Here is a 21,169-nt window from a genome sequence, read left to right as displayed (position 1 = left end):
CCCCCCGCCCCGGCACACCCCCGCCCCGCTCACGCACCCGGGTCGACCCCCGCCAGGATCTTCACGTGCCCCTCCGCGTTCGCGAGCAGTTCCTCGTACCCCTTCTCCCGCACCTCGTCGAGGCGCAGCCGGTCCGAGACGAGGCCCTCCGTGCGCAGCCGTCCGTCCGCGAGCGCCGCGATGACCGCCGGGAAGTCGGGGCCGTTGTACGCGAAGCTGCCGGTGTAGTCGATCTCGGCGAGCATCAGCAGGTTCGGGTCGAACGCGGTCGCGCGGCCCTGGGTGACCGTCACCGCCGTACCGCCCTTGCGGACCGAGCCGAGCAGCGCGGCGACCGCCGGGCGCCCGGCCCCGCTCGCCTCGAAGCCCGCGTCCACGCCGCCCGGTACCGTGGCCCGTACCCGTGCGACGACGTCCTCCCGGCCCGGGTCGAGCACCAGGTCGGCGCCCAGTTCGGCGGCGAGCCGCCTGCGTCTCGGGCTCGTCTCGCTCACCGCCACGAAGCCCGCCCCCCGCGCCCGCGCGGTGAGCAGCAGCCCGAGCCCCGCCGGGCCCGCGCCCACCACGAGCGCCGTGCCGCCGGTGCCGAGCCCGCCGCGGCGCACCGCGTGCCAGGCGACGGAGAGCGGTTCGACGAGCGCGCCCGTCCCGGCGTCCACGCCCGGGGGCAGGACGTGCGCCTTCGCGGCCGGCACGACGACGTACTCCGACATCCCGCCGCCCCCGCCCATCAGCCCGATGAACCCGAAGCGCGCGCAGAGGTTGTAGTCCCCGCGCAGGCACGCCGCGCACGTCCCGTCCGCGAGGAGCGGCTCCACGGCGACGAGCGCCCCGAGCGGCACGTCCTCCACGTCCGGGGCCACCTCGACGACGCGCCCCGAGAACTCGTGCCCGAGCACGAAGGGCCCCGGCTCGCCGAAGAGCGGGTGCACGAAGTCGGCGGGGAAGGCGGGACGCGCGTACTGGTGCAGATCGGAGCCGCAGATCCCGGACCACGCGACCTTGACCTTGACGGTCCCGGGCCGCGGTGCGGGCTCGGGGATCTCGTCGATCCGCGCGTCGTGTGCTCCGTACAGCCGCAGGGCACGCATGGGGGACGCTCCGCTCTCCCCCGCCCGTTTCGACCGCCTTTGTGTGGTGGTGGGAGCCACCGTACGTCAGGGCCCGCGCCCTCACTCCTCGGCGGGGAGCCGCCCGAACAGCGGGGCCAGTACGAGCTGGGCGGCCCCCTCCGCGATCACCTGGTCACCGCCTCCCGCCGCCTCCGCCGCGCCCGCCCCCTCCGCCACGCGCACCCGTACCGGCTCCGTCCCCGTCCGGCTCGCGCGCGCGTCGAGGGCCACCGTCACGCCCCGTAGGAACGCCTCGGGAGCCGCCGCGATCCGGTGACCGCCGAGCAGGATCAGCTCGACGTCGAGCAGTCCGACGAGGTTCGCCGCCGCCGTGCCCAGCACCCGGGCCGCCTCACCCGTGTCCCCCGCCGCCAGCGCCGCGAGGCACAGCGCCTCGACGCAGCCGCGGTTCCCGCACACGCACGGCGGCCCGTCGAGCCGTACGACCTGGTGCCCCAGTTCGCCCGCCCCCGTGCGCGGCCCCCGGTACAGGCGCCCGTCGAGGACGAGCCCCGCGCCGAGCCCCGTACCGAGATGGAGGTAGGCGAAGGCGCGCGCGTCGCCCGCGAGGGCGCGCCCGAGCGCCGCCGCGTTGGTGTCCTTGTCGAGCACGACGGGCAGCCCGAGCCGCTCCGCGAGCGCGGCGGCGAGCGGCAGTCCGTCGAGCCCGGGAAAGCCGCTGACCTTGTGCAACACGCCCGTACGGTGATCGAGCGGGCCGGGCGCGGCGAGCCCGGCTCCGAGGACAAGAGGCGCCCCGCCCGTCTCCCCGGCGGGACGGGCCCCGGCTTCGCGGGCGGGACGGACCCCGGCTCCCCCGGCCGGACGCGCTCCCGTCTCCGGCACCCCGCCCGCCCATCCGTCCCCGTCCGCGCCACCCGTGCGGAACGGGCCGCCCCCGCCCGCCTCGCCGCCCCCGCCCGCCCCCGCCAGCACGTCCGCCATCGCCCCCGCCACGAGGTCCACCACCTCCCCGGCCCCCCGGCCCAGGTCGAGCCGGACGCGCCGACGCGCGAGGGCGCGGCCCGTGAGGTCGGTCCGCACGACGAGCACGCCGTCCCTGTCGAGGTGCACCCCGAGTGCCTGCACGGCCTCGCGCACAAGCCGCAGCGCGGTGGCCGGCTTGCCGCCCGTGGACTCCCGCCGCCCGGCGGCGGTGAGCAGGCCCGCCTCCCGCAGCCGTCCGGTGATCTTGCTGACGGCCTGCACAGTGAGCCCGGTGCGCAGCGCGAGTTCCGGACGGCTGATCCCCTCCCTCCCGGCGCCGCGCGCGAGGTCGAGCACCAGCGCGGTGTTGTGCCCGCGCAGGTCGGCGAGCCGGACGCCACCCCGCCCCTCCGTTCGCCGCGGTCCCTCGGCCACGCCGCTCACCCCTCGCCTCTAGTGCCGTGCCCCCTGCGTGCTTGCACTTATTGAACACTGTTGCGAAAGTAACCGGCATGACTGCCCCGACCTCTTCTCCCAGCGAACCCCTCCCCGTCGCCCTGATCGGCTACGGCCTCGCGGGTTCCGTCTTCCACGCCCCCCTGGTCGACGCGACCCCGGGGCTGCGTCTCGACACGGTCGTCACCCGCGACGAGGAACGCCGCGCACGGGCGCGGGCCGAGTTCGCCGGTGTGCGGTGCGCGGACACGCCCGAGGACGTCTTCGCCCGCGCGAGTGAGTACGGGCTCGTCGTCATCGCCTCGCCCAACAAGACGCACGTCCCGCTGGCCCGCGCCGCGCTCGAAGCCGGTCTCCCCGTCGTCGTCGACAAGCCGGTGGCGGGCACGGCGGCAGAGGCGCGCGAGCTCGCGAGCCTCGCCGAGCGGCGCGAACTGCTCCTCTCCGTCTTCCAGAACCGCCGCTGGGACAACGACTTCCGCACGCTGGCGAAGCTCGTGGAGACGGGCGCGCTCGGCGACGTGTACCGCTTCGAGTCGCGCTTCGAGCGCTGGCGGCCGCAGCTCAAGGGCGGCTGGCGCGAGTCGGGCGACCCGGCCGAGTTCGGAGGCCTCCTCTACGACCTCGGCAGCCACGTCGTCGACCAGGCGCTCGCCCTCTTCGGCCCGGTGACGCGCGTGTACGCCGAGTCGGACGTCCGGCGGCCGGGGGCGGCGGCCGACGACGACACCTTCCTCGCGCTCACGCACGCCTCGGGCACCCGCTCCCACCTGTGGGTCTCCGCGACAACGGCGCAGCTCGGCCCCCGTTTCCGGGTCCTCGGCTCCCAGGCGGGGTACGTGAAGTACGGGCTCGACCCGCAGGAGGCCGCGCTCCGCTCCGGCGAACGCCCCGGGGACGGGCGGCCCTGGGGGACGGAGCCGGCCGAGCTGTTCGGCAGGCTCGGCGCGGGCGAGTCCCCGCTGACCGGCGGCGGCGAGCCCGTCCCGACCGAGCCGGGCGACTACCCGGCCTTCTACGCGGCGATCGCCGCGGCCCTGCGCGAGGGCGCCCCGAACCCGGTCACCGCCCGGCAGGCCGCCGCGGCGCTCGACGTCATCGAGGCGGCCCGCCGCTCGGCCGCCGAAGGCGTCACGGTGGAGGTGGCCCGATGAGCGCCCTCCCCGCCACGGCCGAGGAGATCACGGACCTCCTCGCCCAGCAGAACCGCCTCGAACTGCCCACGTACACGCACGACGACGCCTGGGAGCTGGGCAGCACCCTCGTCCGCCTCGCGCGCGAGAGCGGCGCCCCGGTCGCGATCGACCTGCGGCGCGGCCTCCAGCAGGTCTTCCACGCGGCGCTGCCGGGGTCGACGGCGGACAACGACTACTGGCTCGCGCGCAAGCGGAGGGTCGTCGAGCGGTACGGCGAGAGCTCCCTGCTCGTCGGCACGCGCTTCCGCGCCAAGGGCACGACCTTCGAGGCTGCCTCACGCCTCGACCCCTCCCGCTACGCGGCCCACGGCGGGGTCCTCCCGGTCCTGGTCCGGGGCGTCTCGGGCCCCGTGGGCACCATCGGCGTCTCGGGCCTGCCGCAGGTGGAGGACCACGCGCTGGTGGTGGTGGCGCTGGAGGAGTACGTGGCGCGGCGGTAGGCGGCGGGCCGGGAGCGGGCCGGGTGGTCGTCGTGGGCCTGCGTGAGGGGCGGGAGCGGCCCGGCGGGGCGGGAGGCCGCTGGAGCGGGCGGGGTGGTGGCGCTGGAGGGAGTCCGCAAGCCCCGTACGGCGTGCCCGGAGCCCCGCACAGGCCCCCCGCGCGGACGGCGGCTCAGGCGGCCACCGCCTTCGCCTTGCCCCCGCCCTCCTCGCCCGCCTTCTCCGCCGCCGTCCCCCGCTCCCGGTACAGCACCGCCCGCTCCAGGGCGCTCCACGTCGTGCTCGTGACGATGTAGAGCGCCCCGGCGAGCGGGACGACGGCGACGCTGATCAGCGTGAAGTAGGCCATGTACGGCATGAACCGCGTGAGCGCGCCGACGCCGGGCACCTCCTGCCCACCGGCCGCGGCGAGGGGCGCGTCCGCCCCGGCGAGCTGCCGCTTGTTCCTGCGGAGGGTGAAGGTCGCGACGACGGCGACGAGGGCGAAGAGCCCCATGTACACGAGCCCGCGCTCGCCGAGGAGCCCGCCGTGCGCGAGCGCGTCGCCCCAGCGGTCGCCGAGCGGGGCGGCGAGGAGGCGGTGCGGGAGCAGGTGGTTGGGCTCGCCCCCGATGCGGGAGCTGGAGAAGACGTGGTAGAGCACGAAGAAGAACGGGAGCTGGCACAGCATCGGCAGGACGCCGCCGAGCGGTGAGACGCCGTGCGTGGCGTGCAGTTCCATGAGCGCGCGCCCCATGCGCTCGGGGTCCTTGGCGTACTCGCGGCGCAGCGCGGCGATCTCCGGCGCGAGCGCGGCACGCTCCCGCTGGCCGCGCGCGGCGGTGCGCGAGAGCGGCAGGAGGACGAGCCGTACGCAGACGGTGAGGACAATGATCGCGGCGGCGGTGGCGGCGGTGCCCGCGAGGGGCTGGAGCAGGTCGGCGAGGTAGTCGACCACTCCGGCGCACAGGCCGAAGAAGCCGGAGCCGGACGAGTGGAAAGCAGGCAGGGCCAAAGCAGACAGGGACACGAGTCCTCCGGGGACCTCACAGGTGGGATGAGCGGACCTGTGCGGCGGCGCGGCGGACCCTCGTACGCGTGGTGGCGTACGGATACGGGCGGGGATGCGGACCCGGTGCCCAGAGGCACGGGGGACGAGGAGGCCCGGGGCGCAGGGGCCCGGGTCAGCCGGCCGGCGCGGTGAGGCGGCGGCCGGGGGCCCGGGGACGTGGCCGCCCGGAGGCGTCGGGGTCCCGCTGGGGCAGGAACGCGGTGCGGCGGGCGCGCTCGCGGATCGTGGTGCGTACCGCGGTGGGCGCGACGAGCGGCACGCGGAGCGCGGCGCTCAGCAGGCACACGGTGAGGGCCGCCGCGGTGACGGCGACGGCGGCGGGCAGCAGCCCGGACTCCGCGCCGAGGGAACCCGCGAGGACGAGCAGGACGAGCGCGAGCAGACGCGGCACGCCTATCCCCCTCTCCCCTTCGTGCGACAGGTCCCGGTTCGTGCGACAGGCCCCGGAACTGAGCCGGACGGTGCCCGGCACCCCTCCAGACGCACGAGGGCCGGGAAAGGTTCCCGGCCGGTTGATACTCCATTCGGGGCGTGCCCGACGCTACCGTGTTGCCATGCGCCCCGAAACCCCCGCCGAGACCACCCAGGCCCCGCCCGTCGCTCCCGTCCCCGCGGCGCGGCAGGGCGAAGGCGACCGCGAAGCCCACCTGGAGCAGGCCCAGCGCCTGGAACGCGTGGCTGAGCGCCACCCGGAGGACGCCGAGCAGTTGCTCCTGCGCGCGGCGGCGCACTTCGAGCTGGCGGACGACCGCTCCCGCGCGAGCGCCTTGTACGACGGTCTGCTCGCGGGCGCGCCGGAGGACCCGGCGCTGATCCGCGCGCTGAAGGCGGCGAACCTGTGGGAGTACGGGCACGAGGCGGAGGCCCAGGCGATCGTCTCGGGCGTGCGCGCGGCGGCGCCCGGCACGCCGGGCCCGTGGATCGTGGTGACGCAGGCGCTGGAGGCGCACGACGAGCTGGAGGAGGCGCACGCCACGTACCAGGAGGCGGTCGCGCTGCTCCTCGACGGCTCCGCCCCGCCCCCGTACGAGGCACGCCCGCTCCTCATCGGCAGGCACCGCGTCCGCCGCCTGCTGGGCCTGGAGCACGACGCGTGGGACACGATGGCGGACGCCCTGAACCCCGCGTCGGTCCCGCTGGACGAACTGCACGACCCCAACCGCACGTGGGTCCTGGGCTCGGACAGCCCGGAGGAACTCCGCGCCGAGATCACCCGCCTGCAGGCCGAACTCGCCACGTACCGCGCGGCCCTGTCCCGCCCCTTCCCGGTGGCGGTCCTGCACTGGCCGGAGCCGGAACTGACCGAACTCCTCGCCTCCTACCCGGCCCTCGCCACGGAGTACCCCTCCTACGAGGCCCACACGGCGTCGATCGAATCGGCCCTCCGCGACCTCGCCGCCTCGGGCATCCCGAACCTCGGCATCGTCCGCGCCACGGTCCCCTCCTACGAGGCCTTCGCCGCCGCCGAATCCACCACCCCCACCACCCCGGCCCTCCTCCCCCTCTACACCACCACCCTCGCCACCCGAGCCCTCGCAACCCCCTGGCCCCCTCACCCCGGAGCCCCCTGCTGGTGCGGCGCCGAAGCGGGCTACGAGGAGTGCCACGGGGCGGGGTGAGGGGCGTTAGCCTCGATGCCATGCCAGAAGAAGCCAGGGCCGGAGAGGACGACGAGGGCTGGCCAGGCCGGCCAGCCAGCTCGTGGGCTTCGTCTCCCGGCCGCCGCCGCAATATGCAGGCCATCCGCAGCCGGGACACGAAGCCGGAGTTCCTGATCCGGCGGCTGGTGCACGCCCGTGGTCTGCGTTACCGGGTGTGCGCCCGCCCGCTCCCTGAGTTGCGGCGTACCGCTGACCTCGTCTTCCGCCCGGCGCGTGTCGCGGTCTTCATCGACGGTTGCTACTGGCATGGCTGCCCTGAGCACTACCAGGCACCGAAGAAGAACGCGGGCTACTGGTCGGAGAAGGTCGTGCGCAACGTGACGCGCGACCGGGACACCGACCAGAGGCTTCGCGAAGCGGGTTGGCTCGTGCTCCGGTTCTGGGAGCACGAGACCTCAGAAGAGTGCGCTGACCGGATCGCGGCGACGGTTGTTGCCCGCCGCGGCGTCGAGAAGTGATTCCTGCGCGTCCGGGTCCATGGTCACCGGGATGGTTTCCGTGGCCTGCACCTGGAACACCGCGCCCCCGTCGGTCGCATAGGGCTTGAGCAGTTCCTCCCCGCCCTCGCCTGGCCGGAGCACCGCGGCGATCGCGCGGCCGACCGCTTCCGCCACGGGCGGCGGGAAGGCGTTGCCGACCTGCCGGTAGCGGGTGGTCTTCTTGCCTTCGAAGGTCCAGTGCGCCGGGAACCCCTGAATGGCGGCGGCTTGTTGCACGGTCAGCATGGGGCCCTTGTCACGGAAGAGGTCGCGCTCCGGGACGCAGTCCAACGGGTCGTTGGCCAGCCCCTCCCCGTTGACCCCCCAGACCTGCCATGCCCTCTTAGCACGAGTCGGGCCGAGGTCGGCACCGCCGTGCTTGCGCGATCCGCCGACGAGGGTCGGGGCCACTTTGAGCTCACGCGCGTCAGCCTTGCTCGCCGCCGCCTCCCACCGCTCGAACGCCTGCCGCCCCGTGAGGCTTCCGGCTCCGAGCGGCCGCGTGTTCCAGTAGGGCTCGTAACGCTTCCGCATCCCCTCACGGAGGACATCGAAGACACTCCGCGCTTCCTCTGCCGACTGCACGGGCCAGCGAAAATCAGCAAAGTGGGCGACATCTTCCCTGAAGACGACAAGGATTGCTCGCGGCCTGAGCTGGGGCACACCGAACTTATTGGCGTCCAGACGGCGCCATACCGGGTGCATCGCCCTGGACTGCATCCGGGGTGAAGCCTCGGCAGGGATATCCGGGACGCTATAGCCGTGGCCCTTCAGCTTTTCGAGGATTTCTCGCCGGTATTCAATAAATACTTCCGGCGGCTCAAGGATGCCGCGAACGTTCTCCAGCATGACGGCCTTCGGCCTGAGCAGGCCGATCAGCTCCAGGGCATCAGGAAAAAGGTCTCGCTCGTCGTCCGGTCCTAGCTGGCGGCCCGCGAGGGAGAAGGGCGGGCAGGGAACGCCCCCGGCGAAGAGGTCGATGTGCCGCCCGGCGTCAGCCGCCTTTTTCAGGGATTTGAACTCTTCTTCTTCCTTGAAATCGCGGACATCCATAGCACGGAGCCCGTCCGCCTTTTCAGGCGACCATCCAAAGGTCTTGACGGAGTTCGTCCTGAGCGTCTTGACCGCGTTCGCGTCCCATTCCACGAGAGCCGCGTGCCCGAAACCGGCATTGTGCAGCCCCAGCGCCTGCCCGCCCGCGCCGGCGCAGATCTCCACAGAAGTGAGCGGCGCCTCGAACTGCGGGCGCGGATAACCGCCAGCCATGGCTGAACTCCTCGTCGGGGGCACAGAGCAGCCGCCTGGAGGGGCGACTGCACAAGGTGATCACGACAGCAGAGGAATCTCCAGCTCCAGGCGGTGTGGCCGGCCTCAGACGGCAGACCACACCGCAGCCTACCGCTCACCCCACCTCTGCTCCCGTCCCCCTGCTCATGTGGCTCAGCAGCGCCGCCATGTCCCCCGAGTCCAGCCCGGCGGCGACCGAGGGCTCCTCCTCCAGATCCGAGAGCTCCTGGACTCCGGGGTCGTCGAGGATCGCACCCATGAACTCAAGTTTCTGGTCAAGCCGTGCGGCGACGACCTCGTCGACGGTCTCCCGCGCCGCCAGCACGGTCACGGAAGTCTCCGTGCCGGGTGCGAGTCCGAGCCGGTGGATGCGGTCGAGGCTCTGCAAAAAGCGGCCGGCCATGAAGTCCCTGTCCACGTAGAGGGCATCGTGCACGGTGTGGTGCAAGCTGATCCCTTCCCCGAGAGTCGCCGGGTTGGAGATCAGGACCATGCACGAGGGATCTTCGCGGAACCTGCGCAGCTGTTCCTCACGGTCGGGAGTGCCACCGTAGACCGAGGCCGGCCCGAACGTGGCGAGCAAGCGCTCCAGTGTGGTGAGGCTGCGCACGAAAGTCGTCCAGATCAGCGTCTTCTTCCCCTGCCGGGCGTTTTCGGCGACGATCGCCACGGCCTCCGCGTACTTCGGCGACAGCTCGTAATCCGGCAGTTGCTGGAGCAGGCGGTACAGGGAACTGTGCCGGGGGATGTCCAGCGGGGGCAGCTGGTAGGCAAGCGGCTCGTATCTGCTGCTGCCCTCAAGGAGCAGCGCCGGGCTGGTCGCCGCCATGAGCAGGCGCAGCGCGGTCCGGCCAAGGGCGCTCAGGTCTTCCCTGGCCTCTGTCCCGCTGTCGAGCAGCGCTTCGTAGATCTCTTTGTGCAGCGGCGGCATGTCCACGAGACGCAGCCGCACGTCCATGGGCGGCAGCCCGAGTTCCCGTTTCGTCGTACGGGTGAAGAGGGGCTGGAGCGCCTGGCTGGCCTGGGCCAGGTCGCCCCCGGCGACGGCGGCCTCCACCGCACGCTGCCCGTGGCCTGGCCAGACGAAGCCCATCAGGTTCTCCAGGTCCCTGCGGCCGTTGGGGGCGGGGGTCCCGGTGAGGATGAGGCGGTGGCGGGCGAGCGGGCCGAGCGCCATGCAGGCGGCCCCGTAAGTCCCGCGCACACCGAGCTTCATGCGATGCGCCTCGTCGAGGACGATCATCGAGGGTTCGGCGGAGAGCCAGGCGGAGAGCAGAGGCAGCGAACGCTCAAGGCGTTCGTAGTTGACCATGACTACCTCGGCCCAGGGGTCCATCGCGCCTTCGCCCACGGTGTGGACACGCAGGCTCTGACGGAAGCAGACGCCGGTCTCGAAGCGCCAGGACTCGTAGGCCGACTTGGGGCATACCACGAGGAGACGCGCCGCTTTCTTGCGCTCGCGCTGGGCCGCGTAGACGGCGAGCCCTACCCGCGTCTTGCCGGCGCCAGGAACACTGAAATTGGCGCCGTGGTGGAGGGAGAGCAGCTTGGCGATGTCACGTCGCTGGAAGGGCGTGACATCGGCAACCCAGTCGGGCCCGAGCACGGCGGGCACCTCGTCGGCGGTCGTCTCGCCAGGAGTCTCCTGGCCATCAAGGCGCTCCCGCACGCGCTGCGCGTCCGCATGATTGCCCAGAAAGAGCGCTTTGAGGTCATCGGCCCACCGCACGCCGGCGGGATCGGGCCAGGTGGCCAGGTGCTGGACGCGGCCGAGAAAGTCGTCCAGTTCCACCCGGGCCGTCGAGAGATCCAGCTGACTGCCCGTGGCGAACAGGCCAGAGAGCTGCACGAGATCGCGCTGGCGCTGCTCAGGGACCCGTAGCAGCACACCCGTCCGCTGCGCGTCGAAGCCCAGGTGCAGGGATGCGTGCTCCGTCACGGACGGCCGCCCTCAGCGGTCACCGCGCTGAGCAGCCAGGCGACGCCGTCGCCCGGTTCCCCGGGCACCCGGCCGGCCTGACGGGCCAGCTTGGTCAGCGACTTGCGGAGATGGACGAGCGCGTCGTCGAACGCCTCCTCATCGAGGCTGTGACTCGTACGCGCCTTCACCAGTTCGTCCGTGGTCTGGTCGATGAACGCGCTGGCCTCGGCGAGCCGGGCGGGAGCGAGCTGCTTGCGCTTGCGGATACGGGCGTCGCGGCCGGCCCTGTCGATCGCGGCGTCGAAGGCGGCCTTGGCACCCGTGAGCACCGCCTCGACTTCGGTCTTCCGTTCCTCGCTGACCTGGACCGTGCCCTTGCGGGCGGCCAGGGACTGGATGATCCGGTCGTTGAGCGCACGCGCCTCGACTACCCGGCTGGAGGCCGCGGAGACGCTGACCCCGAGGCCGGGAATCGCGACCTCGGCCGGCGTGCTGTCCCCGGTCAGATCACGCAGAACGGGGGGCAGCGTCTTCGCGAGATACTGCTGCTTGACGAAGTTCTGGTCGATGTGACGTACGTCGGTCTTCGAGAAGTCCAGCAAGATGCCAGCGAGCCGCAGCTCCTTGATCAGCTCTGCCTCGTCCGGTTCGGCCGACGAGATCTTCTTGTAGAGCCGCTCCAGCTCCTTCAGCTTCTCCTGGTCGAACTCGAAGTCGACCAGCCGCAGGCTTGCGCCCTCGGCTGTAGTGCTGCGGTCGATCAGCTCCCGGATCGTGCTGAGGATCCACCGTTCCTGGTAGTACGTCTTCTCCTGGATCCGGAACTCCCGGGCGATCTGCGCCGGAGTGCGGCCCATGGCCGCCTGCTCCTCCATCGCGAGCAGCCGGTTGATGTAGGAGTAGTCCCGCTTGTTGTCCTTGCGAAGCTGGAGAGCGAGCTCGACGGCGCTGACGTCGGCGCTCGTGAAGGAGGCAGGCAGCACGCCGACGCGGATAGACGACGCTTTGAGCTCGCGCAGCGCGGCAGCCCGGGTGTTGCCGTTGACGAGGACGCCATGGTGGGTGACGAGGCCCGGGTCGTTCTGGCCGAACTCCGCGAGATCCCTTTTCAGGTTTTCGAACGCCGGGTCTTCCTTCTGCGGGTCCGAGGGAAGGGCCCGGAGCAGTTCGCCAAGATACCGCTGCCCGTCGTCACCGTACGGATCCGCCTCAAGCTTTGCGTCCAGCTCCGGCTTGTGACCGCGCTGCGCCCTGATCCGGTGGGTATCCGGGTTGTAGTACACGTCGGCGAGGGGCAGATCGATGACTTCCACGTGAAGGGGCTGGCTGCCCCACTCGAGGGTCACGGTTTCCCGCGTGCCACCGCTGGTGCGCACATCAGCGAGCCGTTCCCTGATCAGCTGGCTGATCTCCTCGGCGCGCGGCGGGAGCTGGGATGCCTTCTGCACGGTCACTCTTCTCTGCTCACAGTTCGTAGGGGAAGGGGGATACGGCTCGTGGGTGGCGTGGGCTCACGGTGAGCGCTTCTTCTCGCCGCCCGCGAGCGGGGGTTCGGGCCCGCTCTACTCAGTGCCGCTCGTGAGATCGTGCAGGATCTCCTGACGCGCGTCGGCCGGCAAGGTGCCGTAGTAGCCCCACAGGCGTTCCATCTCGCCCCTGACCCGCTTGCCGGATTCCACCCAGCGGGAGAAGGCGCGCCGCTCCAGGGGGGAAAGCTGCTCCACGGCCGCGAGGAAGCCGGCCACGTCCGCCGTCTGCGAGAGACCTCCTTTAGCGCAACGCTCGCACAGCGTCACCCGCGTAGTGGTGACTGGCCCCTCCCTGTGCACGATGTCGCGACGAGAGAGGACCAGCTTCGCGGTGGCGAACCCGTCCTCGTACTCCTCGCCGGCCGCGATGCCGCAGCTGCGGCACATGTGGTCGTCGGCACTGATGATGCGGGTGCGCTCAGCCGCGTTCAGCGTGCTCTTGGCACCGACCTCGCGCGGGCGCTCCTGGTGCGGAATCCACACCGGGACACCGCACTTCACCAGCCGCTGCTCCTCCGGCCGCAGCGACACGTCGTCCCTGCTGTTGTGGATCACCCACCCCCAGTCCCGCAGATCGCGCAAGCGGCGGTCGATCTGGGACTCCTCAGGAAAGGCCGACCGCAACTCAGTCTTCGTGAAAGTACGCCCCTCCCCCACGACCGAGATGAGCCACAACGCGACCCGCACCCGGCCGCCGGGCCGGCTCATCCCGGGGATCACGGGGTTACGCCAGTCGGGAAGCTCTCCAAGAACTCCATTGCCGCACAGCATCCTGCTCTTCTCCTCCGGTAGTTCGGACGTGCGTCTGCCAGAACGGAAACACCCTCGGCCAGACAGGCAGAGCGCGGGCCGTCTTCCCGGGATTCGCAAGCGTGAGGCACCCAGGGCTCCCATCAATTCCGCATCCGGCGAATGGACGTGCATTTACGTGCAGACACTGGATAAAGATGTGAGCACCCGCGCAGACCGCAGCAATCCTGGATGCTCTGCCACCTTCCGCTCATTCCGCCGGATCGCGGCGCCAGGGGGACAAACAGCACCATGCACTACGGAACAAACAGCACCATGCACCAAAGAGGCACTGCCCGTCTACCCGCAAACGAGGTTGCGCGCCAGGTAGCAACTATTTAGCTGAATGAAAGAGTTGGCTGATCCTCGGCAACAAACAGCCGAGGCGAAAGGTGACTTGCCCCGGGCCCGGCGCGTTACGCTTGCGCCTTACTTCAGCAGGAGTCGTGTGCCCGCAATTGCCTTGCAGCTCGGGAGGATTCATGGACGAAACCCCAGGAAAAGCCCACTCACACACTTCGGGCAGCCCATCCCCTTCTCGCGCATCCCTGGAAAGGGCGCATGCGCGGGCAGGCCGCATGTCCCCGCCAGGCCGGGATGCGTCCGCCGCCAGCGGGCGACAGCCCGGGGAACCGGCACAGAGAGGCAAGGGAAAGGGCACGAAGCGCACCAGACCCCGCACGCGGGCTCGTCAGCTCCTCGCTCGCACCCTGCGGGGACTCAGCGACGCCACAGGACTGACCAAGGACCTCGCGGTGTGTGCGGCACTGAGCGCGACGTACGGGACAGTGGGGAAGGGCCAGTACTCGCGGTACATGAGTGGCGAGCACGTTCCCTCCGCCCCCTTCGTTGAGGCCCTGCACAGCCTGGCGGAACAACGCTGCCGACCGGGCACCCCCCTCCCCTCCCTCACCGAGTTGCTCGGCATGCGCGACAAGGCCGCTACCGCGACCGTCGCGGAGGAGAGACTGGAGCAGGAATGCGCCCGCCTCGAAGAGGAGAACCGGCTACTCCGGGAGCGATGCAGGCAGGCCGGCCTCGACATCCCGCCCCGAGAGGAGGGCACTCCCAGTCCTGCGGCCGACAAGGAGGAGACCACAGCACCCCAGACGGCAGTCGCACGGACCACCGCTCCCGGCCCCGTTGCCCGAGCCGGGCAACAACCCGCGTTGCCGGTCGGCGCGCACGGGAGGGACCGGCAACATGACCCCGCCCCGCGAGCACCCGCAAATCCCCCCACCATGACGGCGGGCAAAGAGCGGAAGGATGGAATCCATCCACTGTCGGTGGCGACGCTCCCCCCGGCGGACCAGACGACTGGGCACCTGGTCCGCCGCCTGCTCAGCCGGAGGGGAGACGAGGGGACGACCGAAGAAGCCGCGTATTCCGAGTCGGCGGCACTCAGTCTGGCCCTTGACACGGCGGAAGCCCTGACGCCGGGGGAGTTGTGCGAGACGACGGGCCTGCTGAACTCCATCGGCCAGGGAACCCTGGCCGACAGCCTCGTCATGGCCTTCGCCCGGAAACGCGAAGGCCCTGACGTCATCCTCGCCGCCCTGGCCTTGCAGGGTGCCAGCGAAGAGGACAGCCTCAGGCTGCTCCTCACCACCGCTGCGGGCCGCCGCTAGCGCAAGTACGGGCGGACACACGAAATCTCTCCCGAGAGGAGCCGCACGGAAAAGCAGAGGACCCCAGGGCGAGGGAATTCACACCCCGCTCCCCAAGCGAAAAGCACGAGACCGACCTGAATCCTGAAAGGCTAAAATGTCCGATTCCGCGCGGGTTGCCAGCAACGCCAGCCAGGGAGAGAAACGGAGGGGCACCGTGGAATACGGCGTAACGCTGCCCCAGGGGGAACACTGCGCCGCGACGATCGTCCAGAGCTCCCATTCGATCATCACGACGGTCGAACTGCGCGGCGAGACCATCGAGTTCACTCAGCGCTTCATCGCACCCCCGGACGTCTGACACGCGGAGACGGGGTGCCGGGGCACGCGGACGGGCAGAAGACCGTCTGGTCTCCCGCCCGTCCGCGTGCGCCCCGAAGCGCTCAGCCCTTGCGCCTCCTGTCGGAGAGGGCCCAGGCCGCTCCCGCTGTGGTTGCGGTGACGAGGGCTACCGAGGGCCAGGCGCCGAGCTTTTCGGCGAGGGGGTGGGAGGCGCCGAAGGCGGTGAGGTAGGTGGCGGTGAGGGCGGTGGCGGTGCGGGGGGTGGTGGTGCGGCGCCACTGGAGGTGGGTGATCGTGCCGGCGGCGGCGAGGACCGCGCCGCCGAGGCGGCGGTTCTTGGTGAAGCGGGCCGTGGCGTAGCCGCCGAGGAGGCCGGCGGCGGCTATGGGGGCGGAGGGGAGGGTGGGCATCGGGCGACCTCCAGGTCGGTGGGTGGGGATGTCGGCTTTGTTCAGTGTCCGAGATTAGTCCGGGGGCGGCGCGGCGCCGAAGGTGGCCCGGTACGTCCTACGTCCGCCGGCTCGCCCGAGCGCGCCCGCAGCCGGACATGGGGCGCGCCTCTCGGGCGGGCGGGGCTTGCGCGGCCCTCAGAGGTCGGTTCGCGCGGGGATTTTGCGATCGCTCCTCAGTAACTTGTGGCGCGCCGTCATGAATTTGCGTGCCGCCGTCTTGTCGGCGGGTCACCGGCGGCCGTACGGTCGCCCGCGGAGCCCGAGCCGCCGCGTGCTCTCGCCGCACCTCCTCCCCCACCACCGAGCCGCACCGCGAGGACCCACATGGCTGACATGGACATGGACGCAAACCCTTCCGCTCCCTCCCCCGGCCTCCGCCGCCGCACCTTCGTCGCCGGCTCGCTCGTCGCCGGGGCCGTCACCGCCGTCGGCGGTACAGCGCGTGCCGCCGAGGAGGCGCCTGCCGCCGTGCCCGCGGCCTCGCCTCCCGGGGACGTCGTCGGGAAGATCACCGTCGGCTACCAGGGCTGGTTCGCCTGCTCGGGCGACGGCGCGCCCATCAACGGCTGGTGGCACTGGTCGCAGAACTGGGGACAGCCGCCGTCCCCGGCCAACACGGCGATCGTCAGCTGGCCCGACGTGAGCGAGTACGAGCACACCTACCGCAGCGCGTATCCCGCGCTCGGCAACGGCAGGCCCGCGCACCTCTTCTCCTCGTACGACCAGCAGACCGTGGACACGCACTTCCGGTGGATGCGCGAGTACGGGATCGACACCGCCGCGCTCCAGCGCTTCAACCCCAACGGGGGCGAGGGCGCGACGCGCGACGCGATGGCGCAGAAGGTGCGGCTCGCGGCCGAGAAGCACGGGCGCAAGTTCTATGTCATGTACGACGCCACCGGCTGGACGAACATGCAGCCGGAGATGAAGGCCGACTGGCTGGACAAGATGAGGGCGCACACGGCGTCTTCGGCATACGCGCACCAGAACGGCAAGCCGGTCGTGGGGATTTGGGGCTTCGGCTTCAACGAGCCCAACAAGACGTGGTCGGCCGAGGCCTGCCTCGACGTCGTGAACTGGTTCAAGGCGCAGGGTTGTTACGTGATGGGAGGCGTGCCGACGCACTGGCGGCGCGGCGTCGAGGACTCGCGCGCCGGGTACATGGACGTGTACCACGCCTTCGACATGCTCTCGCCGTGGATGGTGGGACGCATCGGCTCGGTCGCCGACGCCGACAACTTCTACGCGAACGTCAACACCCCCGACCAGGCCGACTGCACCGCGCACGGCGTGGACTACCAGCCGTGCGTCCTGCCGGGCGACCTCCAGGGCGGGGCACGGTCCCACGGGGACTTCATGTGGCGGCAGTTCTACAACATGAAGCGCGTCGGGGTGCAGGGCATCTACGTCTCGATGTTCGACGAGTACAACGAGGCCAACCAGATCGCGAAGACCGCCGCCACGGCCGCGGACGTACCGGCCGGGTCCGGGATCAAGGCGCTCGACGAGGACGGCACGCCGTGCTCCTCGGACTACTACCTGCGGCTCACGGGCGACGGCGGGAAGCTGCTCAGGGGAGAGATCCCGCTCACCGAGAAGCGGCCCACGCCGACCGTCGTCGGGGACGGCGGCGAGCCCGGACTCCCCACCGGTGACCTCGCCCTGCGCCGCACGGCGACGGCCAGCGGCCAGACGCAGGACTACGCGCCGGGCAACGCCGTGGACGGTGACGCGCGTTCGTACTGGGAGAGCCCCAACAACAGCTTCCCCCAGTGGATTCAGGTCGATCTCGGGCAGAGCAGGCCCGTGCGCAGGCTCGTACTCTCCCTGCCGCCCGACGCGGCCTGGGCGAGGCGGACCCAGACCGTCGAGGTGCTCGGCTCCGCCGGCGGTGCCGCCTTCACCTCGCTCTCCGCCCCCGCCGGCCGCGTGTTCGACCCGGCCAAGGACGCCAACAGCGTCACGATCATGCTCGCCTCGACGGCGCAGACGCGCTACGTGCGGGTGCGGGGGGGGGGGGGGGGGGGGGGGGGGGGGGGGGGGGGGGGGGGGGGGGGGGGGGGGGGGGCCCCCCCCCCCCCCCCCCCCGCCCCGCCCCATGAGCACCGCCCCCGGACCAGTCCCCCTTCCCCCTACGCCGCCTGCTCCGTCTGAGAGAGGGGCTTCGCGATGTCCTCCAGGCCCCGGCCCTCCGCGTCGACCGCGAGGAAGGCCGCGACGAGGCCCGCCGCGCACATGAGGCCCGCGCCGATCGAGAAGGCGAGTGCCGTGTCGCCGGGGACGCCGGACTCGGTGAGGTCGGCGAAGATCAGCGGGCCCGAGATACCGCCGGCGGCCGTGCCGATCGCGTAGAAGAAGGCGATCGCCATCGCGCGGGTCTCCATCGGGAAGACCTCGGAGACGGTGAGGTAGGCGCTCGACGCGCCCGCCGAGGCGAAGAAGAGGACCACGCACCAGCAGGCCGTCAGGGTCGTCGCGTTGAGCGAGCCGCGGTCGAAGAGCCACGCGGTGATGAAGAGCAGGATGCCCGGCAGGAGGTAGGTGCCCGTGATCATGACGCGGCGGCCGACGGTGTCGAAGAGGCGTCCGAGGACGAGCGGGCCGATGAAGTTGCCCGCGGCGATGACGGCGAAGTAGTAGCCGGTGTGGCCGCTCTGCACGTCGTAGAACTTCGTGAGGATCGCGCCGAAGCCGAAGGTGATCGCGTTGTAGAGGAACGCCTGCCCGATGAAGAGGGAGAGGCCGAGCACGGCGCGCTTGCGGTAGTGCGCGAAGACCGTCTTGGCGATGAGGCCGAAGCCGACGCTCTTGCGCTGGTGGATCGTGATCTCGCCCGCCGGGGGCGGCAGCTTCTCGTCCTTCTCGGCCTCGACGCCCTTCTCGACGTCCGAGACGAGGCCCTCCGCCTCGTCCCCGCGGCCGTGGATGAACTGCCAGCGCGGGCTCTCGGGGACGTGCCGCCGGACGAGGAGGATCACGAAGCCGAGCACGACGCCGAGCGCGAAGGTGAGGCGCCAGCCGATGTCCTTCGGGAAGATGTTCGTGTTGAGCGCGAGGATCGAGAGCAGCGCGCCGCCGATCGCGCCGAGCCAGTAGCTGCCGTTGATGATGAGGTCCACGCGGCCCCGGTACTTCGAGGGGATCAGCTCGTCGATCGCCGAGTTGATCGCCGCGTACTCGCCGCCGATGCCGAAGCCCGTCAGGAAGCGGAAGAGGAAGAACCACCACGGCGAGAAGGACAGCGCGGTCATCGCGGTCGCTCCGAGGTAGACCGCGAGCGTCACCATGAAGAGCTTCTTACGGCCGAACTTGTCCGTCAGCCAGCCGAAGAAGAGCGCGCCCGAGCAGGCGCCCGCGACGTACAGTGCCGCGGCGAGACCGGTGACCTGCGCGGACGTGATCGGCAGGCCCGAGCCGGACTCGGAGAGACGGCTCGCGATGTTGCCGACGGTCGTCACTTCGAGGCCGTCGAGAATCCACACCGTCCCGAGGCCGATGACGATCATCCAGTGCCAGCGGGACCAGGGCAGGCGGTCGAGACGGGCGGGCACCGAGGTGGTGATCGTGCCGGTCCCGGAGTGCCCGGGGGCCGCGACGTCGCCCGCGTCGTCCGGCTCTTCGGAAGGCTGAGCCATGGTCCGGTACCTCCTCGTGAGTGGCGACCGCGACGGGTGTGCGGTGCACTATTCGCCGGATGCCCTGGCGGCGCGCGCTCATACGGGCCGGGGACGGCCGACCGGGTGGTGAGGGGGACCGGGTGGGCGCACGGGACGACGGGGGCGCGTGGCGCGCGGGGGCAGCGGCGGGGTGGGGACTGCGGCGGGGGGGGGGACGGCGGGGGGGCGACAGCGACGGGGCCGGGCAGGCGATGGGGCGCGCGGGCGGCGGCGGGTCGTTGGGGCAGGGGCGGACAGGGACTCACCGGTCACCGGGACGTCCGAACACAGGGCGGTGAGGGGCGGAGGGAGCGGCTCCGCCCCTCACCGCGGCGGCCGGTCAGGCGCCGAGGGCGTGCGAGACCGTGTAGATCACGAGGCCGGCGAGCGAGCCGACCACCGTGCCGTTGATGCGGATGAACTGCAGGTCGCGACCGATGTTCGCCTCGATCTTGCGCGAGGTGTGCTCGGCGTCCCAGCCCGCGACCGTGTCGGTGATGAGCGAGGTGATCTCGGTGCGGTACGTCGAGACGATGTAGACCGCGGCGCCCTCGACCCAGCCGTCGACCTTGGCGCGCAGCCGGTCGTCGGCGCTCAGGCGGCTGCCGAGCGAGAGGAGCGCGGTACGGGCGCGCAGGCGCAGTTCGCTGCGCTCGTCCTCGGCGGCGGCGACCATCATGCCGCGCACCGTGCCCCACACCGTCGCGATGAGGTCCTGCACCTCGGCGCGGCCCAGGATGTCGTTCTTGAGGCGCTCGACGCGGGCGCGGGTCGGGCCGTCGGCCTGGAGGTCGCCGGCGAAGTCCGCGAGGAAGCGGTCGACGGCGCCGCGCGCGGGGTGGTCCGGCATGTCGCGCATCTCGGTGACGAAGCGGAGGAGTTCCTTGTACACGCGCTCCCCGATGCGCTTGTCCACGAAGCGGGGGGTCCAGCCGGGCGCCCCGCCCTGCACCGCGTCCATGACGGAGTCCCGGTGGGTCACGAGCCAGTCGTGCGCGTGCACGCACACGAGGTCCACGAGCTTGCGGTGCCCGCCGTCGGCCACCAGCCGCTCCAGGAGCCGCCCGAGCGAGGGCGCGACCTCCGCGTTCTTCGCGCGCCGCGTGATCGCCTCGCCGACGACGGCCTGCACGTCGCTGTCCCGCAGCACCGTGAGGGCCCCGCGCAGCGCCGTCGCCGCCTCGGCCGTCACGCGGTCGGCGTGCGCGGGCTCGGCGAGCCACTCGCCGAGGCGGTGCCCGATGCCGATACCGCGCAGCCGGTCCCGTACGACATCACCGGAGAGGAAGTTCTCGCCGACGAAGCCGCCGAGCGCGGCCCCGAGCTGGTCCTTCTTCTGCGGGATGATCGCGGTGTGCGGGATCGGCAGCCCGAGCGGGTGCCGGAAGAGCGCGGTAACGGCGAACCAGTCGGCGAGCGCGCCGACCATCCCCGCCTCGGCCGCCGCGGCGACGTATCCGGTCCAGGCGCCCGCGTTCCGGTGTCCGAGCCACGTCGCGAGCGCGTAGACGACCGCGACGAAGAGCAGCAGCCCGAGCGCGAAGGACTTCATGCGCCGCACGCCGCGGCGCTTCTCCAGGTCGGCGGGGGTGAGATCGACGGGGCTGCGGGCACCGCCGAGCGCGCGTGCGACGGAGCCCACGGAGCCCTTGCGGGACGGGCCGCCGGTGGCCGTCGCGGAGCCTGTGCGTGAGGGGGCGCCGTCAGGGGACGGGGCGGCATCGGGCGAGGAAGTGACCTCGGGTGACGGAGCGTCCGGTCCCGCAGGCGCGTCCGGCCGCACAGGCCCGCCCGCCCCCGTACGGCCACCCACCCCCGTCCCGCCGCCGGGCTCCGTCCCGTCCCCGGACCCCCGGCTCCCCGCCGGCCCCGTGCCGCCGTCGCCCGTCGGCCCCCCAGCAGCTCCGCCCATGCCGTCCTCCGCTCCCGATGCCGTTCCCGATCCGGGGCCCGGTTCCGTTCCGGACGCCGGTCCCGCCCCCGTGATTTTCGCCTCACCCTCCCCCTGCGTCCCCCTCGCCCCGCCGCCCTTCCCTCGCCCTCGTGACCGGTCCCGGCCCGCTGTCGCGGCCCCCGGCGCACCGCCCGGAGCTGGGCTTCGGGGGCGGTGGGGGCCGTTCTCATTCTCCCTCTCCCGTGCGCCAGGGGAACGGATCTGCGATTTCCGGCGTCTCTCGGGGCGAAGGGGGTGCTCAGCGCCACCCCCACCCATGTCGCATCATGGGATCGTCCGACCGGAGCCTCGGGCTCCCGCTGTCCGAGGA

The 21,169-nt window shown here is 71.9% G+C and carries 18 protein-coding genes; 7 read left to right on the top strand and 11 right to left on the bottom strand.

Annotated elements, in window-relative coordinates:
- Positions 1-29: 29 nt before the first annotated feature.
- Positions 30-1,091: an alcohol dehydrogenase catalytic domain-containing protein gene (locus IF99_RS0125875; RefSeq protein WP_030999931.1), complete on the bottom strand. Its 1,062-nt coding sequence runs from the start codon at positions 1,089-1,091 to the stop codon at positions 30-32.
- A gap of 81 nt (positions 1,092-1,172) precedes the next feature.
- Entirely contained in the window at positions 1,173-2,483 is a 1,311-nt protein-coding gene (locus IF99_RS0125870; protein ID WP_051703688.1) for an ROK family transcriptional regulator, read from the bottom strand.
- 68 nt (positions 2,484-2,551) lie between these two features.
- Here IF99_RS0125870 and IF99_RS0125865 point away from each other — a divergent pair, with 68 nt between their 5' ends.
- Both IF99_RS0125865 and IF99_RS0125860 read left to right on the top strand, forming a co-directional pair.
- Positions 2,552-3,649, top strand: a complete 1,098-nt coding sequence (locus tag IF99_RS0125865) for a Gfo/Idh/MocA family oxidoreductase (protein ID WP_030999927.1) — start codon at positions 2,552-2,554, stop codon at positions 3,647-3,649.
- Positions 3,646-4,131: a heme-degrading domain-containing protein gene (locus IF99_RS0125860; RefSeq protein WP_030999925.1), complete on the top strand. Its 486-nt coding sequence runs from the start codon at positions 3,646-3,648 to the stop codon at positions 4,129-4,131. Before IF99_RS0125865 ends, IF99_RS0125860 begins: the two co-directional genes overlap by 4 nt.
- A 172-nt stretch (positions 4,132-4,303) precedes the next feature.
- Here IF99_RS0125860 and IF99_RS0125855 read toward each other — a convergent pair whose 3' ends face one another.
- Complete coding sequence (locus IF99_RS0125855) at positions 4,304-5,125, bottom strand: YidC/Oxa1 family membrane protein insertase (protein ID WP_030999923.1); 822 nt, start codon at positions 5,123-5,125, stop codon at positions 4,304-4,306.
- A 169-nt stretch (positions 5,126-5,294) separates the two neighbouring features.
- Positions 5,295-5,573 carry a DUF6412 domain-containing protein gene (locus IF99_RS0125850; protein ID WP_030999921.1) on the bottom strand — a complete coding sequence of 93 codons (279 nt, stop codon included), beginning with the start codon at positions 5,571-5,573 and terminating at the stop codon, positions 5,295-5,297.
- A gap of 163 nt (positions 5,574-5,736) precedes the next feature.
- Between IF99_RS0125850 and IF99_RS0125845 the strand changes: the two genes are divergently transcribed.
- Both IF99_RS0125845 and IF99_RS32920 read left to right on the top strand, forming a co-directional pair.
- Positions 5,737-6,801 (top strand): hypothetical protein, encoded by a 1,065-nt coding sequence (locus tag IF99_RS0125845; RefSeq protein WP_030999919.1) that lies wholly within the window; start codon positions 5,737-5,739, stop codon positions 6,799-6,801.
- A 20-nt stretch (positions 6,802-6,821) separates the two neighbouring features.
- On the top strand, positions 6,822-7,301 hold the full coding sequence (locus IF99_RS32920; protein ID WP_078655279.1) for a very short patch repair endonuclease: 480 nt from the start codon (positions 6,822-6,824) through the stop codon (positions 7,299-7,301).
- Here IF99_RS32920 and IF99_RS0125840 read toward each other — a convergent pair.
- The 4 genes from IF99_RS0125840 to IF99_RS0125825 all read right to left on the bottom strand — a co-directional run bounded on the left by IF99_RS0125840 (position 7,239) and on the right by IF99_RS0125825 (position 12,830).
- Entirely contained in the window at positions 7,239-8,588 is a 1,350-nt protein-coding gene (locus IF99_RS0125840) for a DNA cytosine methyltransferase (RefSeq protein WP_030999917.1), read from the bottom strand. The genes IF99_RS32920 and IF99_RS0125840 overlap by 63 nt on opposite strands.
- Positions 8,589-8,724: 136 nt before the next feature.
- Complete coding sequence (locus IF99_RS0125835; protein ID WP_030999915.1) at positions 8,725-10,548, bottom strand: DEAD/DEAH box helicase; 1,824 nt, start codon at positions 10,546-10,548, stop codon at positions 8,725-8,727.
- Complete coding sequence (locus tag IF99_RS0125830) at positions 10,545-11,978, bottom strand: hypothetical protein (protein ID WP_030999905.1); 1,434 nt, start codon at positions 11,976-11,978, stop codon at positions 10,545-10,547. The genes IF99_RS0125835 and IF99_RS0125830 overlap by 4 nt, the downstream gene beginning before the upstream one ends.
- A gap of 114 nt (positions 11,979-12,092) precedes the next feature.
- Positions 12,093-12,830, bottom strand: coding sequence for a hypothetical protein (locus IF99_RS0125825; protein WP_030999903.1), 738 nt, complete (start codon positions 12,828-12,830; stop codon positions 12,093-12,095).
- Between the two features lie 1,259 nt (positions 12,831-14,089).
- On the opposite strand from IF99_RS0125825, the gene IF99_RS34150 reads away from it, so the two are divergent.
- Both IF99_RS34150 and IF99_RS34145 read left to right on the top strand, forming a co-directional pair.
- The gene (locus IF99_RS34150; protein ID WP_158716657.1) at positions 14,090-14,476 is read left to right on the top strand and encodes a hypothetical protein; all 387 of its coding nucleotides are present in this window, start codon (positions 14,090-14,092) and stop codon (positions 14,474-14,476) included.
- Positions 14,477-14,672: 196 nt separating this feature from the next.
- The gene (locus IF99_RS34145; protein ID WP_158716656.1) at positions 14,673-14,816 is read left to right on the top strand and encodes a hypothetical protein; all 144 of its coding nucleotides are present in this window, start codon (positions 14,673-14,675) and stop codon (positions 14,814-14,816) included.
- 82 nt (positions 14,817-14,898) lie between these two features.
- Here the strand turns inward: IF99_RS34145 and IF99_RS0125810 are convergent, their stop codons facing one another.
- Entirely contained in the window at positions 14,899-15,207 is a 309-nt protein-coding gene (locus IF99_RS0125810) for a hypothetical protein (protein WP_030999899.1), read from the bottom strand.
- A gap of 366 nt (positions 15,208-15,573) precedes the next feature.
- On the opposite strand from IF99_RS0125810, the gene IF99_RS0125805 reads away from it, so the two are divergent.
- Positions 15,574-17,403 (top strand): discoidin domain-containing protein, encoded by a 1,830-nt coding sequence (locus IF99_RS0125805; protein WP_234340852.1) that lies wholly within the window; start codon positions 15,574-15,576, stop codon positions 17,401-17,403.
- On the opposite strand, the gene IF99_RS0125800 is transcribed toward IF99_RS0125805, so the two are convergent.
- Positions 17,382-18,884, bottom strand: a complete 1,503-nt coding sequence (locus IF99_RS0125800) for an MFS transporter (protein ID WP_030999895.1) — start codon at positions 18,882-18,884, stop codon at positions 17,382-17,384. The two genes, IF99_RS0125805 and IF99_RS0125800, sit on opposite strands and share 22 nt — an antisense overlap.
- Before the next feature lie 361 nt (positions 18,885-19,245).
- Positions 19,246-20,817 carry a DUF445 domain-containing protein gene (locus IF99_RS0125795; RefSeq protein WP_030999893.1) on the bottom strand — a complete coding sequence of 524 codons (1,572 nt, stop codon included), beginning with the start codon at positions 20,815-20,817 and terminating at the stop codon, positions 19,246-19,248.
- Positions 20,818-21,169: the final 352 nt, after the last annotated feature.

The organism is Streptomyces sp. NRRL F-5630, from assembly GCF_000719475.1.
GTDB lineage: Bacteria > Actinomycetota > Actinomycetes > Streptomycetales > Streptomycetaceae > Streptomyces.
This window is presented reverse-complemented; position numbering and strand designations above follow the sequence as displayed.

Coding starts and splice junctions, on each gene's coding strand:
- IF99_RS0125840 (WP_030999917.1), bottom strand. CDS start 8,588: ATGGCTGGCGGTTATCCGCGCCCGCAGTTCGAGGCGCCGCTCACTTCT.
- IF99_RS0125845 (WP_030999919.1), top strand. CDS start 5,737: ATGCGCCCCGAAACCCCCGCCGAGACCACCCAGGCCCCGCCCGTCGCT.
- IF99_RS32920 (WP_078655279.1), top strand. CDS start 6,822: ATGCCAGAAGAAGCCAGGGCCGGAGAGGACGACGAGGGCTGGCCAGGC.
- IF99_RS34150 (WP_158716657.1), top strand. CDS start 14,090: ATGACGGCGGGCAAAGAGCGGAAGGATGGAATCCATCCACTGTCGGTG.
- IF99_RS0125795 (WP_030999893.1), bottom strand. CDS start 20,817: ATGGGCGGAGCTGCTGGGGGGCCGACGGGCGACGGCGGCACGGGGCCG.
- IF99_RS0125865 (WP_030999927.1), top strand. CDS start 2,552: ATGACTGCCCCGACCTCTTCTCCCAGCGAACCCCTCCCCGTCGCCCTG.
- IF99_RS0125875 (WP_030999931.1), bottom strand. CDS start 1,091: ATGCGTGCCCTGCGGCTGTACGGAGCACACGACGCGCGGATCGACGAG.
- IF99_RS0125825 (WP_030999903.1), bottom strand. CDS start 12,830: ATGCTGTGCGGCAATGGAGTTCTTGGAGAGCTTCCCGACTGGCGTAAC.
- IF99_RS0125805 (WP_234340852.1), top strand. CDS start 15,574: ATGGCTGACATGGACATGGACGCAAACCCTTCCGCTCCCTCCCCCGGC.
- IF99_RS0125860 (WP_030999925.1), top strand. CDS start 3,646: ATGAGCGCCCTCCCCGCCACGGCCGAGGAGATCACGGACCTCCTCGCC.
- IF99_RS0125800 (WP_030999895.1), bottom strand. CDS start 18,884: ATGGCTCAGCCTTCCGAAGAGCCGGACGACGCGGGCGACGTCGCGGCC.
- IF99_RS0125810 (WP_030999899.1), bottom strand. CDS start 15,207: ATGCCCACCCTCCCCTCCGCCCCCATAGCCGCCGCCGGCCTCCTCGGC.